The organism is Streptomyces sp. NPDC012769 (assembly GCF_042901205.1).
Taxonomy (GTDB): Bacteria; Actinomycetota; Actinomycetes; order Streptomycetales; family Streptomycetaceae; genus Streptomyces.
On the sequence record NZ_JBIBCP010000001.1, the window covers coordinates 1279374 to 1293140 of the forward strand.

Here is a 13767-nt window from a genome sequence, read left to right on the forward strand (position 1 = left end):
CATGGCGCGACTCGCCCAGACGCACGGTCTGACCGACGTCCAGCAGGAGATCCTCTCCACCGTCCGGGACTTCGTCGACAAGGAGATCATCCCGGTCGCCACGGAGCTGGAGCACCGTGACGAGTACCCGCAGCAGATCGTGGACGGGCTGAAGGAGCTCGGCGTCTTCGGCCTGATGATCCCCGAGGAGTACGGGGGCCTGGGTGAGTCGCTGCTCACCTACGCGCTGTGCGTGGAGGAGATCGCGCGCGGCTGGATGTCGGTGTCCGGCATCATCAACACGCACTTCATCGTGGCGTACATGCTGAAGCAGCACGGCACGCAGGAGCAGAAGGAGTACTTCCTTCCGCGGATGGCGGCCGGCGAGGTGCGCGGCGCGTTCTCGATGTCGGAGCCGGGGCTCGGCTCGGACGTGTCGGCGATCACGTCCAAGGCGGTGAAGGACGGCGACGAGTACGTCCTGAACGGTCAGAAGATGTGGCTGACCAACGGCGGCACGTCAACGCTGGTCGCCGTTCTCGTCCGAAGTGACGAAGGACACCCCGAGGGCACCGCCCCCCACAAGTCGATGACGACCTTCCTCGTCGAGAAGGAGCCCGGTTTCGGAGAGGTCCGTCCCGGCCTCACCATCCCGGGCAAGATCGAGAAGATGGGTTACAAGGGCGTCGACACGACCGAGCTCATCATGGACGGACTGCGCATTCCGGCCAATCGGGTGCTCGGCGGGGTCACCGGCCGAGGGTTTTACCAAATGATGGACGGCGTCGAGGTCGGCCGCGTGAACGTCGCGGCCCGTGGCTGTGGCGTCGCTCAGCGTGCTTTCGAGCTGGGCGTCCAGTACGCCCAGCAGCGTCACACTTTCGGCAAGCCGATCGCCCAGCACCAGGCGATCCAGTTCAAGCTGGCCGAAATGGCTACCAAGGTCGAGGCCGCTCATGCCATGATGGTGAACGCAGCACGCAAAAAGGACTCCGGGGAACGAAACGACCTTGAAGCAGGGATGGCGAAGTACCTCGCCTCCGAGTACTGCAAGGAGGTCGTCGAGGATGCCTTCCGCATCCACGGCGGTTACGGGTTCTCCAAGGAGTACGAGATCGAGCGTCTCTACCGTGAGGCGCCGATGCTGCTCATCGGCGAAGGTACCGCCGAGATCCAGAAAATGATCATTGGTCGTCGGCTGCTCGAGGAGTACCGATTCCAGGGTTGATTGTCGCATTTGGGTCGGTTCGGCCGCGAAGAAGATCACACCCTGTGTTCGTCTTCCGGCCGTCGACTCGGCTTCTGGCTTGCCCAGTTGCGGCCCGCAACCGATAGCATCGCCGGAAAGCCGCCGTCCCCCGTTGCCAGTGCGGCATCATCCGCTACGAAGGTCATCCATGCCCCACAGCCAAACCTCTGCACACCGCGACAGCCTCAAGGGCGTACGCATCGCACGCGGAGCATCGCCGTGGCTTCTGCCGACCGTCGCCACCGCGGCGCTCAGCCTCGCGCGCGCCCGGAAGTCGCGTCGCGCCGCGGCCGTCGCCGTGCCGGCCACCGCTCTCGCGGCCGGCATGCTGTGGTTCTTCCGCGACCCCGAGCGCGAGGTCGCTCAGGGCCGGGTCATCTCGCCCGCCGACGGTGTGGTGCAGAGCATCATGCCGTGGAAGGACGGACGCACCCGCGTCGCCATCTTCATGAGCCCGTTGAACGTCCACGTCAACCGCGCGCCGCTGGCCGGCACGGTGACGTCCGTGGAGCACGTCCCCGGTGGCTTCGTGCCGGCGTTCAACAAGGAGAGCGAGAACAACGAGCGCGTTGTCTGGCACTTCGACACCGAGCTCGGTGACATCGAGATGGTCCAGATCGCGGGCGCCGTCGCCCGGCGGATCGTGCCGTACATCCCGCAGGGGACGAAGGTCGAGCAGGGTGACCGGATCGGTCTGATCCGCTTCGGCTCGCGCGTCGACATCTACCTCCCGGAAGGTGTCGAGGTCGCAGTCGAGGTGGGGCAGCCCACGACCGCGGGGGTGACTCGCATTGACCGTGATTGATCCCGACACACGGGCGGCCGACTGGGTCGCCGACGCTGAGGCGGAGGCGGCCGAGGAGGCCGAGGAGATGCCGCTGTCGTTGAGGCTGTCCATAGCGGACGCCCTCACGCTCGGTAACGCCACGTGCGGCTTCATGGCGGTGTACTTCACCACCACGGGCATCCTCATCCCGCACCTCACCGGCAGCGGTGTCGAGACCGGCATGGCGCGGCACTCGGCCGCGACCGCCGTGATCCTGATGCTGGGCGCGGCGATCTTCGACCTGTTCGACGGAATCGTCGCGCGCAAGCTCCGCAGCTCGCCGATGGGCGCCGAGCTCGACAACCTGTCGGACCTGATCAGCTTCGGTCTGGCGCCGGCGTACTTCGTGCTTGTGTACGGCATGGTCGCGGACGACGCGCACCAGAAGGTCTCGGCCGTGGCCGCGATCGTGGTGCTGCTCGCGGTGGTGCTCAGGCTCGCGCGGTTCTCCTGCGTGACGATGAAGGACGGCATGTTCCAGGGCATGCCGAGCCCCTTCGGCGCGCTGACGGTCGTCTCGATCGTGCTGCTCGAGCTGCCGTTCATCCCGACCCTGCTGGCGATCATCGGCACGGCGTGGCTGATGGTGAGCCGGGTGGAGTACCCCAAGCCGCGGGGTGTCCTCGCGGTGGCGATGCTCAGCTGGATCGTCGGAGCGATGGCCATGCTGGCGGCCTGGGCGTTCGACGCCCCGGGCGGGCAGCTCCTGCTCCAGACCGGCTGCGCGCTGCAGGTGGTGCTGGGCGCCGTGATCCCCCTCTTCGCGACAGCCCGGCGAGTGAACACCTTCCGCGACAACCGGCGCGAGAGCCGGGAGGCGCGGCAGGCGCAGGCGGCGCAGCTGCCGTAGCGGAACAGGACAGACGGGAAGGGCCCCGGACGCGACAGGCGTCCGGGGCCCTTTTCGCGCGCCCGCGGGTCAGGCCAGGCGCTTGTAGTACAGCGTCGTGGGGCGCAGGGTGCCGTCCGGGGCGGCGGCGAAGTCCGGGATCGTCCCCGCGGCCGTCCAGCCGGCCGCGCGGTAGAGCCGCTCGGCGGGGCTGTCGGTCTCGGTGTCCAGGACGAGCAGGGTGAGGCCCTCGGCCGCCGCGTGCGCCTCGGCCGTGGCGAGGAGCCGGGCGCCGAGGCCCCGGCCCCGGGCCGCCCGGTGCACCACCAGACGGGCGATCTCGCCGCGGTGGCGCCCGTTCGCCTTGCCGTCGCGGACCAGGGTGACGGCGCCCAGGACCTCCTCCCCGGGCCCGTACGCCGCCCAGACCTCCCGTACGCCCCGTTCCGCGTCCCCGGCGGCCGTGCGCCACCACGCGGCCGCCTCGGCCGGGTCCAGGGGCGCCAGGAAGCCGATGGAGGCGCCGCCGTCCACGGCGTCGCACAGGAGCGCGGCGAGGCCGTCGTCGGCCCGGGAGCGGATGTCGTCCGGGGACAGCCTCAGGACGCGGTCGAAGGGCCGCTCCAGGCAGAGCAGCCCCGGCCGGTCGTCCCAGGGACGGACCGTCTGGAAGCCGAGCCGGCGGTACAGGGCGATCGCGCTCTCCCGCCAGAGCCATACCGACAGGCGTACGGAGCGGGCGCCGGCCGCCTCGGCCCGGCGCAGCGCCTCGGTCGTCAGCGCCCGGGCCACGCCTCTCCCCCGCGCTCCGGGCTCCACCCACAGGCGTTTGATCTCGCCCCCGCCGGTGAGCACCACGAGCCCGGCCGCGGCGTCCTCGGGGCCCTCGGCCAGCAGCACGGTGGCGCCCGCGGCGAAGGCGGCCCGCGGGTCGAGCACCTCGTCGCGGTAGACGGCCGGCAGCCCGTCGACGGTGTCGACGGGCTGCCCCTTCTCGGCCTCGGTGCTGAGGTGGTACGCGGCCAGGAGGGCCGGGACGCGGGGGTCGTCGGGGGCGGCGGGACGGACCGTGAAGAGATCGTTCATGGCCCGAGCTTCACATTCCGTTGTTTCCGGAGGGTGACGACATGCCCACGACGAAGATGATCAGCCGGTCAGGCGTGATCAGTGCGTGTAGGACGCCGCCGCCTCCGCGGTGAACGGCTCGCGGACCGTCCGCATGCCGCCGGGCACGGAGGCGTCCGGCTGGAGGATGACCGACTCCCGCGACGAGGGTGCCTTCGGGTCGCCGAAGTCGTGCGTCATGCCGAAGCCCGCGTCGTACGAGGTCATCGTCAGCAGCGCCTTGCCGACCGCCTCGCGGGTCAGGTCCTTCCCGGCGCAGGCCTTCTTCAGGGCCTCGCCGAAGACGCTCGCCGCCGTCCAGCCGGCCACGATGCCGTTGTCGAGGCTGTCGCCGGGATAGGCGGCCTTGTAGTCGGCGACCAGCTTCTTCGCGGCCGGGGTGTCCGCGCCGATCGGAAGGCTCGGGGAGGCGACCCAGTACATCTTCTGCAGGGCCGGTCCGGCCTGGGTGCCGAGCAGCTGCGGCGAGAACGCCGAGTTGTTGCCGATGACCGGCACCCTCAGGCCGGTGGCGGCCGCGACGCCGACCAGCGAGGCCGCCTGGCGCGGGCCCGCGCTGAGGACGACGGCCTTGACGCCCGCCTGCTTCAGGGCGGCGACCTGCGCCGACATGTCGTTGTCGGTGGGCTTGATCTTCTGTTCGACGACCTCGAGGCCCGCCTTCCCGGCCGCGTGCTCGGCGCCGGCCAGCGCGTTCTCGCCGTAGTCGCCCTCGAAGTAGACGTGCCCGATCTTGTCCCCCGACTTCAGGCCCTTCTCCTTCACCAGGAAGTCGACCGCGTTGATGGTCTCCACGTCGTACGTGGAGCCGAGGACGCGGATGTAGGGGGAGCCGAGCAGCGAGGCCGACCAGGCCTGCGGCAGGACCAGGCCCTTGTCCTGGCCGTCGACGCGCTGCTTGACGGCGGCCACGAAGGGCGAGCCGATGAACTGCGCGTAGCCCACGACCTTCGGCTCCAGCTCCGTGTAGGCGGCGAGCGCCTTCTGCGGGTCGTAGCCGTGGTCGCGGACCGTCAGCTCCAGCTGTCGGCCGCAGATCCCGCCGGCGGCGTTGACCTGCTTCACGTACAGCTGCTGGGCCTGGGTGACGCTCTTGCCGAGGGTGGCGTACACGCCGGTCATGTCGGTGAGCGCGCCGAGGGTGATCACCTTGTCGGTGACGCCCTCTCCGGCCTTCACCCCTCCCGCGCCGGTGCCCTCGTCGTCGCCGCCCTTGGCCTTTGAGCTGCAGCCGGCCGCGGTCAGCGCGACCAGCGTCGCGAGTGCGGCGGCCAGGCCCCGCACGGCCTGTCGTCGGTGGTTCATCGTTCCTCCCCTGAGGTGGACTGGGTACGTCGCCGAGCGGCCGGCCGGACCAGGCCACCGGGCAGGAAGAGCACCACCGCGACGACGGCGGCGCCGTAGAGGTAGCGCGCGGCCTCCCCCGGTGCGATCCCGCCCGTCCCGGGGGCGGAGACCAGGGGAAGCACGTCGCTGTACCGGTTGAGGAGCTGCGGCAGCAGGGAGACGAAGACGCCTCCGACCACCGCGCCGGCGACCGAGCCGAGACCGCCGATGACGATCATGGCCAGGTATTCGAGGGAGAGCATCATGCCGAAGTACTCCGGCACGGTGCGCTGGAAGACCAGCGCGAGGACCACGCCGGCGAGGCCCGCGTACATGGAGGACAGGACGAACACGGCGGCGCGGTAGCGGGCCACCGGGATGCCCATCACCCCGGCCGCGATCCGGTGGTCCCGGATGGCGTTCATGGCACGGCCCGGCCGGCCCCGCAGCACGCCCCGGGCGAACAGGGCGCCCGCGAGGAGCAGCGCGAGGCCGAGGTACCAGAGCTTCTCGGCGGAGCCGAAGGGCACCTGGGCGACGAGCAGCTCGCTGTCGTCGAAGGTGAGGCCGAACAGGCTCAGCGGCGGGACGGCCCGGCCGTTGTAGCCACCGGTCAGGTCGTGCGCGTTGAACAGCACGTGCTGGCCGATGAAGATCAGCGCGAGGGTGGCGATGCCGAGGTAGGCGCCGCGCAGCCGGCCCGCGATCGGCGAGAACACCCCGCCCGCGAGGCCCGCGAGGGCGACGGCGAGCACGGCGGCGAGCCAGCCGGGCAGCCCGAGGCCGGTCAGTCCGTCCGAGCCGTCGCCGGCGAAGGCGCAGTAGCCGTACGCGCCGACGGCGAGGAAGAAGGCATGGCCCATGGAGAGCTGCCCGGTGGCGCCGGTGAGCAGGTTGATCCCGATGGCGCCGATGGCGGCGGCGATGGCGAAGAGCCCGGCCTGCAACCAGAAGCGGTCCAGGTAGAAGGGCAGGGCGAGCAGGACGACCCCGCCGGCGGCCCAGGCCCAGAGCCGAGGACGGGCCAGGACGGCCGTACGGCGGGCGGTGAGCGTCTCAGACACGGGCCAGCTCCTTCGTACCGAAGAGACCGGCGGGGCGGACGAGCAGCACCGCGACCATGACGAGGTACGGGGCGAGGTCGCCGATCCCGCGGCCCAGGAAGGTCAGGTCGCCCTGGTAGCCGGTGGCCAGGGACTCGGTGACGCCGACGAGCAGGCCGCCGACGAGGGCCCCGGTGGTGGAGTCGAGGCCGCCGAGGATGGCCGCGGGAAAGGCCTTGAGCGCGGCCAGGGAGGTCGAGCGCTCCAGACCGGGCGTGGGGAAGACGGTGAGGAACAGCGCGGCGACGGCGGCGAGCGCGCCCGCGACCGCCCAGGCGCCCAGGGAGACCCGGCCGAGGCAGATGCCCATGAGGGCCGCCGTCTCCCGGTTCTCGGCGGCGGCCCGCATGGCCACGCCCCACGACGTGTAGCGGAAGGCCAGCAGGAAGGCGGTGATGAGCAGCGCGGCCGCGACGAAGGCGGCGATCCGGGTTTCGGCGATCGTGACCGGGCCGATCGTGACGACGGCGTCGCCCCACGGATCGCCCGGCGAGAGGATGTCGGTGCCGATCCGGCGGGTCAGTTCGGTGGCCAGGAGGATGTCGACGCCGATGGTGACGATGGCGAGGACGCTGTGGTCCGCGCCCCGGTAGCGGCGCATCACCAGGAACTCGACGGCCGCGCCGACCAGCGCCGCGCCGGCGATCCCGACGGCGAGCGCCGGCCAGAAGCCGAGGTCGTCGTGGAGGACGGCGGTGAGATAGCCGCCGGCGAGCAGCAGCGAGGCGTGGGCGAAGTTGACGACCTCCGTGGCCCGGAAGATGACGACGAAACCGAGGGCGATGAGGGCGTAGATCGAGCCCAGTGAGACGCCGTTGACGAGGAGTTCGGCGAAGGTGCTCACTCGGCGTCCTCCTCTCCGAGATAGGCGCGGACGACGGCCGGGTCGTTCTGCACGTCGGCGGGGGTGCCGTCGGCGATGCGGCGGCCGAAGTCGAGGACGGTCACGGCGTCGGCGAGCCGCATCACCACCCCCATGTCGTGTTCGACGAGGACGATGGAGATGCCGAGGCTGTCGCGGACGCCGGCGATGACGGCGGCGGTGCGGCGGCGTTCGTCCGCGGTCATCCCGGCGACGGGCTCGTCGAGGAGGAGCAGCCTGGGCTCCATGCAGAGGGCGCGGGCGAGTTCGGCGAGCTTCTGTCGGCCGTACGGGAGGGATCCCGCGGGTCGCGCCAGGTCCTCCTCCAGGCCGACGAAGGCGGCGATCTCCCGCACCCTGGCCCGGTGCCTCGCCTCCTCGCGGGCGGCGGACGGCAGCCGGAGCCCGGCGGCGAGGAAGCCGGTCCGGGTGAGCCGGTGCCGGCCGAGCATCAGGCTGTCCTCGACGGTGGCGCGGGGCGGCAGCGCGAGGTTCTGAAAGATCCGGGCGACGCCGAGACCGGCGATCCGGTGCGGGGGCAGCCCGGTCAGCTCCTGGTCGCCGAAGCGTACGGAGCCGGAGGTGGCCCGGTAGACGCCGGAGAGCACGTTGAAGCAGGTGGACTTGCCGGCGCCGTTGGGCCCGATGACGGCGTGCACGGTGCCGGGCCGCACGGTGAAGGAGACACCGTCGAGGGCGGTGAGCCCGGCGAAGCGGACGGTGACGTCACGGACGGAGAGGGCGGGGATGTCGGTGGGGGCGGTGTCGTGGGCCGGGGCGGGGCCGAGGGCGGCTCCGTTCGGGGCCGGCTCCGGCTCCCGGGCGGGAGGGGGCGGGGTGCGGCTCATCGGGTCTCCTCCCAGCGGGCGAGGACCGGGCGGCGGGCGGGGCCCGTGACATCCGTGGACGTGTGCGCGTCGGAGTCCGCCGCCTCCTCGTCGGCGACGCCCAGGTAGCGGCGCCGGATCTCGTCCGAGGCGGCGAGTTCCGCGGCGGGCCCGGAGAGGGTGACCCGGCCGACCTCCAGGACGTACGCGCGGGAGGCGAGCCGCAGGGCCAGCGCCGCGTTCTGCTCGACGAGCAGCACCGCCGTGCCCTGGGCGTTGATCTCCCGGACAGTGTCGGCGATCCGGGCGGCCATCAGCGGGGCCAGCCCCAGCGAGGGCTCGTCGAGCAGGAGCAGCCGCGGCGAGGCCATCAGCGCCCGGCCGACGGCCAGCATCTGCTGCTCACCGCCGGAGAGCAGGCCCGCCTGCTGCCGGGCGCGCTCGGCCAGGACGGGGAACAGCTCGTGGACCCGCTTCAGGGCCGCCGCCTTCGCGGCGCGGTCGCCGCGGGCGCCGAGCGTCCCGGCGCGCAGGTTGTCCTCCACCGTCATCCGGGCGAAGACCTGACGGCCCTCGGGGACCTGGGACACCCCGGCGGCCACGACCCGGTCCGTCGCTAGCCCGTCGAGGGGGCGGCCGGCGAAGCGGACGGTTCCGCTCGTGACGGCGCCGCCGTGGAACGCCAGTGTGCGCGAGATCGCCCGCAGCAGGGTGGACTTGCCGGCGCCGTTGCCGCCGAGGACGGTGACGACCGCGCCCTCGGGCACCTCGATCGACACCTCGCGCAGAGCGCGTACCGGCCCGTATCCCGCCGTCAGGTCCGCGACCTCCAGGGCGAGTGCGGTACCTCCCATGGTTCCCCTTCCGTGATGCGTGGCGCTCACCCCAGCACCGGGCCGGGTCGCCCGTCCACGTCCGGCGGCCGAAACGCTGCCGTTGACCAGCGGGCCCGGCGGCGGGTTGTGCACGCGCACAACGGTGCGTGTCAGGGGCCTGTGGGAAGCGGTGGAGGGATGGCATCCTCCCGGCATGGGACGGCGCAGACCGCGGACCGGCGATGACTGGAAGCTGCTGGCACAGGCGTGCACGGCGCTCCTGGAACGGCTGCCGGAGCTGGTGGACGAGCATCTGAGGGAGCTGCACGAGTACGAGCCGGCGTACGGCCGGATCGTGCCGTACGACCAGCACTGGCAGGAGGCGCACGAGGCGATGCGGATCGGGATCGAGATGATCTCGGCGCCGCGCGACTCGCCCCGGCGGGACCTGGAGCACGCGGACGAGATGGGCCGGCGGCGGGCCGAGCAGGGCATGCCGCTGGAACTCGTCGTGCACGCGTACCGGCACGCCGGCCACCTGGTGTGGGACGCGCTGATCGAGGGCGCGGCGGCGCGGCCCGGGGAGCTGACGGCGCTGATGCAGTCGGCCACGATGGTGTGGCAGGCGGTGGACACCCAGGCGGACACGGCCTCGGAGGCGTACCGGGCGACGGAGCTGGAGCTGCGGCGCCGGACCGACGAGCAGCTCGCGGCGCTCCTCGACGAGCTGCTCGGCGACCGGCCGCAGGCGGCGGAGGTGGTGGCGCGGGCGGCGGCGGGCCTGGACCTGCCGGAGCACGGCCGGTACGCGGTGGTGGTGCTGCGGCAGGACCGGCGGGAGGTGCCGGAGCCGTTCCACCGGCGGGTGCGGGGGGCGGGCGTGCGGTTCCTGTGGCGGATGCGGGCGCACTGCGAGATCGGCGTGGCCGCGCTGGCCGACGGGACCGACCTGGACGCGCTGTCGGACCTGCTGCAGGGTCGCTGCCCGGGGCCGGGCGGTATCAGTCCGGTGGTGACGGGCCTCGCGGAGCTGGGGCGGGCGCGGCGGCTCGCGGAACTGGCGCTGCGCACGTGTCCGCCGGAGTCGCACGAGATCGTCCGGCTGGACCGGCGGATGCCGGGCGCACTGGTGGTGAGCCAGCCGGAGATGGCGGGACTGCTGGTCCACGACGTCCTCGGCGGACTGCTCGAACTGGACCCGGCGGACCGGGCGGTGCTCCTGGAGACGCTGGACGTGTGGCTCGACTGCGAGGGCTCGGCGGGCCGTGCGGCGGGCCGCCTGTACTGCCACCGCAACACGGTCTTCAACCGGCTGCGCCGCCTGGAGCAGCTGACGTCACGGTCCCTGTCCCGGCCCCGGGACCTCACGGAGATGACGCTGGCCCTGGACGCCTTCCGCCTGACGTCGGCCGGCTGAACGGGCGGAGGTCCGGGCCGGCGGCCACCGCCAGTGTCCGGCACCTGCGCCCCGGCACGGACCGGCCGGTGCCGTGCGTGGGCCGGAGACGCCATGCGGCGCCCCCGCCGGGGGAAGACCCGCAGGGCCCCGGCCGGGGCCGAGCCGAGTCCCGTGGACGCGATGCGGTGCCCCCGCCGGGCACGGCCCGCGGGGCTTGCCGGCCGGGCCCGGGAAGTGCCGGGGCCCGTAGACGCCGTTCGGCGCCGCCGCCGGGCACGGCCCGCGCGGTCCGCCCGCCCCGCCGGAGCGGCCCAGCCGGAGCGGGCGGCCCGGCCGGGGCAGGCGGCCTGGGCGGGCGGCCCGGGAAGTGGGCTAGCTCAGGAAGTCCCGGGCGATGTTCGCCGAGACCTGTTCCAGGAGGGGGCCCGCGTCGGGGATGGACTTCGCCGGGTCCGGCTCCAGGTCGGAGAGGGGGTAGGCGCGGCGGATGCCGGCGGCGCCGAGGGTTTCCGGGGGGAGGGCGAGGCGGCCGCACACGGCGACGACCTCCTTGCCGGCGGCACGGGCCGCCGCGGCGACGCCCGCGGGGGCCTTGCCGTGGAGGGTCTGCTCGTCGAGGGAGCCCTCGCCGGTGATGACGAGGGTGGCGCGCTCCAGGGCCGGGGCGAAGCCGAGGACCTCGAGCATCAGCTCGATGCCGGGGCGGAAGCTCGCGCCGAGCAGCAGGGCGCCGTAGCCGATGCCGCCCGCGCCGCCCGCGCCCGGGGAGGCGGCGAGCTCGGCCGCCTTGGGGCCGATCGCCTTCTCCAGGACCCGTGCGTAGTGCCCGAGCGCCGCGTCCAGGGTCTCGACGTCCTTTGGGGAGGCGCCCTTCTGCGGGCCGTACACCGCCGCGCAGCCCTTCGGGCCGGTGAGCGGGTTGTCCACGTCGCTGGCGAGGACGAAGTCGACGTCGGCGAAGCGGGGGTCGACGTCCGTCAGGTCGGCGGAGGCCAGTTCGGCGAGGGCCGCGCCGCCGGGGCCGACCGGCTCCCCCGCGGCGTCGAGGAAGCGGGCGCCGAGCGCGGCGAGCATGCCGGCGCCGCCGTCGGTGGTGGCGCTGCCGCCGACGCCGAAGACGATCGTGGTGGCGCCCGCGTCGAGCGCCGCCCGCAGCAGCTCGCCCGAGCCGTAGGTGGTGGCGGTGAGCGGGGCGAAGACCCCGGCCGGCAGGAGCTGGAGGCCGGACGCCTCCGCCATCTCCACCACCGCCGTGGTCCCGCGCAGCGCGAACGCCGCCGTGACGGAATCGCCGACCGGCCCGGTCACGGTGACCTCACGCCGTTCGAATCCGGCCGCGACGGCCGCCGCGACGGTGCCGTCGCCGCCGTCGGCGACGGGCAGCGTCTCCACTTCGAGCTCCGGGACGACCCGTCGCAGTCCTGCTGTGACCCGCTCCGCGACCTGTACGGCCGTGAGCGAACCCTTGAACTTGTCGGCCGCGACGAGCACGCGTGCGACCTCAGTTACTGCTCCGTCCGTCACCTTGCATCCCTTGCTTTCGAACAGGCAGTCGCGCCGAGGCCGACCCTATCCGTACCGGAAGACGGCGTGCCACCCCCTGATAAGGCGATATTCCGCACCATAGTGGTGCCACATGAGCACGGAACCGATCGATCAGAACCGTCCCGACACCAAGGTCATCGGCATCGGGATGGTCGCCGTCGTCGCGGTGGTCGGCTGGGCGGCGCTCGGCAAGGACTCCTTCGACGACGCCTCCTCGGCGGCCCTGGGCTGGGTCCTGTCCCATTTCGCCTGGCTGTTCGTGACGGCCGCCGACGTCTTCCTGGTGCTGTGCGTGGTGATCGCGCTCAGCCGCTTCGGGCGGATCAGGCTCGGCGCGGACGACTCCGAGCCGGAGTTCACCAACCTGGCCTGGATCGCGATGATGTTCAGCGCGGGGATGGGCATCGGTCTGATGTTCTACGGCGTGGGGGAACCGCTCCAGCACTATCTGGACCCGCCCCCGGCGACCGGCGTCCCGCCGCGGTCCGGCGCCGCGGCCCGTACGGCGATGGAGTACTCCTTCTTCCACTGGACGCTCACCCCGTGGGCGATCTACGGCATCGCCGGTCTCGCCCTCGCCTACGCGGGCTTCCGCAAGGGCCGCGGCAACACCTTGAGCGCCGCGTTCGTCCCGCTGATGGGCGAGCGCAGGGCGCGGTCGTGGCCGGGCAGGGCGATCGACCTGCTGGCGGTGTTCGCGACCGTCTTCGGCACCGCGACCAGCCTGGGCCTCGGCGCGCTGCAGGTGGCGGAGGGCCTGAACCTCACCGTGGGCGTCGAGGCCTCCACGACCACCGAACTGGTCATCATCGTGTCGCTGTCGGCGGCCTTCGTGGTGTCCGCCTTCTCCGGCCTGCACAAGGGCGTGAAGTGGTTGTCCACGCTGAACATCGTGCTCGCCGCCGCTCTGATGCTCTTCGTGTTCCTGCTCGGTCCGACGGTGTACGTCCTGGACACGATCCCCGCCTCGGTCGGCGGCTACCTCCACGAACTGCTGCCGATGGCGAGCCGCACGGGCGCGTTCTCGGACCGGGCCTGGCTCGGTGCCTGGACGATCTTCTACTGGGCGTGGTGGCTGTCCTGGGCGCCGTTCGTCGGCACGTTCATCGCCCGGATCTCACGCGGCCGGACGGTCCGCGAGTTCCTCTTCGGGGTGCTGCTCGTGCCCTCGGGCGCCACCGTGATCTGGTTCTGCGTGATGGGCGGCACCGCGATCCGGCTGGACTCCACGGGCGCCGCCGACCTCGCGGGCGCGGTGAAGGACGGGGCGGAGGCCTCGCTCTTCGCGATGCTGGACGCGCTGCCGATCGGGACGGTCACCTCGTACGTGGCCATGCTCCTGGTGATGACCTACTTCGTGACCAGCGCGGACTCGGCCTCGCTGGTGATGGGCTCGCTGACCAGCCGGGGCGCGCTGCACCCGCCGACCTGGCTGGTGGTCGCCTGGGGCGTCCTGATGGCCGCGGTGGCCGCCGTACTGCTGGTGGCGGGCGGCCTGAACTCGCTCCAGACGGCGACGATCCTGGTCGCGCTGCCCTTCGTCCTGGTGATGCTGGGGCTGTGCTGGGCCCTCCTGAAGGAGCTCCGTGAGGACCCGGGCGCGGGGCCGGCCCGGCAGGGCGCGCTGCACGGCGTGGGGGACGCGGTGAAGGCGATGGTGGGTGACGCGATCTCCGACCAGGGCCCCTCGCGGCACCACCGGCTGCGCCGCGCCGCGAAGTCCCGGACCGGGGGTGACTCCGGAGCCGCGGGCGGCGGGGAAGCCGGAGGAGAGGGCCGGGGCAGGGAGGGCCGGGGCGGCGAGGAGGACTGACGGGTCGATCCTCCGGTGTCCGCCGGGTGCGTCGGCGCGCGCCCGCGCTCCGCATTCGGTACACCGGAG

Annotated in this window: 12 protein-coding genes; 5 read left to right on the top strand and 7 right to left on the bottom strand. The window is 72.7% G+C overall.

The genetic code is table 11. The features are described 5' to 3' along the window. The first annotated feature begins 1 nt into the window (after position 1). The 3 genes from ACFY7C_RS05735 to pssA all read left to right on the top strand — a co-directional run bounded on the left by ACFY7C_RS05735 (position 2) and on the right by pssA (position 2904). Positions 2 to 1207, top strand: a complete 1206-nt coding sequence (locus tag ACFY7C_RS05735) for an acyl-CoA dehydrogenase family protein (RefSeq protein WP_384419701.1) — start codon at positions 2 to 4, stop codon at positions 1205 to 1207. Positions 1208 to 1376: 169 nt separating this feature from the next. Continuing rightward, complete coding sequence (locus ACFY7C_RS05740) at positions 1377 to 2033, top strand: phosphatidylserine decarboxylase (RefSeq protein ID WP_389644233.1); 657 nt, start codon at positions 1377 to 1379, stop codon at positions 2031 to 2033. Next, positions 2026 to 2904: a CDP-diacylglycerol--serine O-phosphatidyltransferase gene (gene pssA / locus ACFY7C_RS05745; RefSeq protein WP_345491973.1), complete on the top strand. Its 879-nt coding sequence runs from the start codon at positions 2026 to 2028 to the stop codon at positions 2902 to 2904. Before ACFY7C_RS05740 ends, pssA begins: the two co-directional genes overlap by 8 nt. A gap of 69 nt (positions 2905 to 2973) precedes the next feature. Here the strand turns inward: pssA and ACFY7C_RS05750 are convergent, their stop codons facing one another. The 6 genes from ACFY7C_RS05750 to ACFY7C_RS05775 all read right to left on the bottom strand — a co-directional run bounded on the left by ACFY7C_RS05750 (position 2974) and on the right by ACFY7C_RS05775 (position 8980). Beyond that, on the bottom strand, positions 2974 to 3969 hold the full coding sequence (locus ACFY7C_RS05750) for a GNAT family N-acetyltransferase (protein WP_389644236.1): 996 nt from the start codon (positions 3967 to 3969) through the stop codon (positions 2974 to 2976). A 78-nt stretch (positions 3970 to 4047) separates the two neighbouring features. Beyond that, on the bottom strand, positions 4048 to 5313 hold the full coding sequence (locus tag ACFY7C_RS05755) for an ABC transporter substrate-binding protein (RefSeq protein ID WP_389644238.1): 1266 nt from the start codon (positions 5311 to 5313) through the stop codon (positions 4048 to 4050). Then, positions 5310 to 6398: a branched-chain amino acid ABC transporter permease gene (locus tag ACFY7C_RS05760; RefSeq protein WP_389644241.1), complete on the bottom strand. Its 1089-nt coding sequence runs from the start codon at positions 6396 to 6398 to the stop codon at positions 5310 to 5312. Before ACFY7C_RS05760 ends, ACFY7C_RS05755 begins: the two co-directional genes overlap by 4 nt. After that, positions 6391 to 7281: a branched-chain amino acid ABC transporter permease gene (locus ACFY7C_RS05765; RefSeq protein WP_389644245.1), complete on the bottom strand. Its 891-nt coding sequence runs from the start codon at positions 7279 to 7281 to the stop codon at positions 6391 to 6393. Before ACFY7C_RS05765 ends, ACFY7C_RS05760 begins: the two co-directional genes overlap by 8 nt. After that, entirely contained in the window at positions 7278 to 8048 is a 771-nt protein-coding gene (locus ACFY7C_RS05770; protein ID WP_389645985.1) for an ABC transporter ATP-binding protein, read from the bottom strand. Before ACFY7C_RS05770 ends, ACFY7C_RS05765 begins: the two co-directional genes overlap by 4 nt. A gap of 95 nt (positions 8049 to 8143) precedes the next feature. After that, positions 8144 to 8980 carry an ABC transporter ATP-binding protein gene (locus tag ACFY7C_RS05775; protein WP_389644247.1) on the bottom strand — a complete coding sequence of 279 codons (837 nt, stop codon included), beginning with the start codon at positions 8978 to 8980 and terminating at the stop codon, positions 8144 to 8146. A 175-nt stretch (positions 8981 to 9155) separates the two neighbouring features. Here ACFY7C_RS05775 and ACFY7C_RS05780 point away from each other — a divergent pair, with 175 nt between their 5' ends. Further along, entirely contained in the window at positions 9156 to 10358 is a 1203-nt protein-coding gene (locus tag ACFY7C_RS05780; protein ID WP_389644250.1) for a PucR family transcriptional regulator, read from the top strand. A 354-nt stretch (positions 10359 to 10712) separates the two neighbouring features. On the opposite strand, the gene ACFY7C_RS05785 is transcribed toward ACFY7C_RS05780, so the two are convergent. Continuing rightward, positions 10713 to 11864, bottom strand: a complete 1152-nt coding sequence (locus tag ACFY7C_RS05785) for a glycerate kinase (RefSeq protein ID WP_389644253.1) — start codon at positions 11862 to 11864, stop codon at positions 10713 to 10715. A gap of 112 nt (positions 11865 to 11976) precedes the next feature. Between ACFY7C_RS05785 and ACFY7C_RS05790 the strand changes: the two genes are divergently transcribed. Continuing rightward, positions 11977 to 13698: a BCCT family transporter gene (locus tag ACFY7C_RS05790; RefSeq protein ID WP_389644255.1), complete on the top strand. Its 1722-nt coding sequence runs from the start codon at positions 11977 to 11979 to the stop codon at positions 13696 to 13698. Positions 13699 to 13767 lie beyond the last annotated feature (69 nt).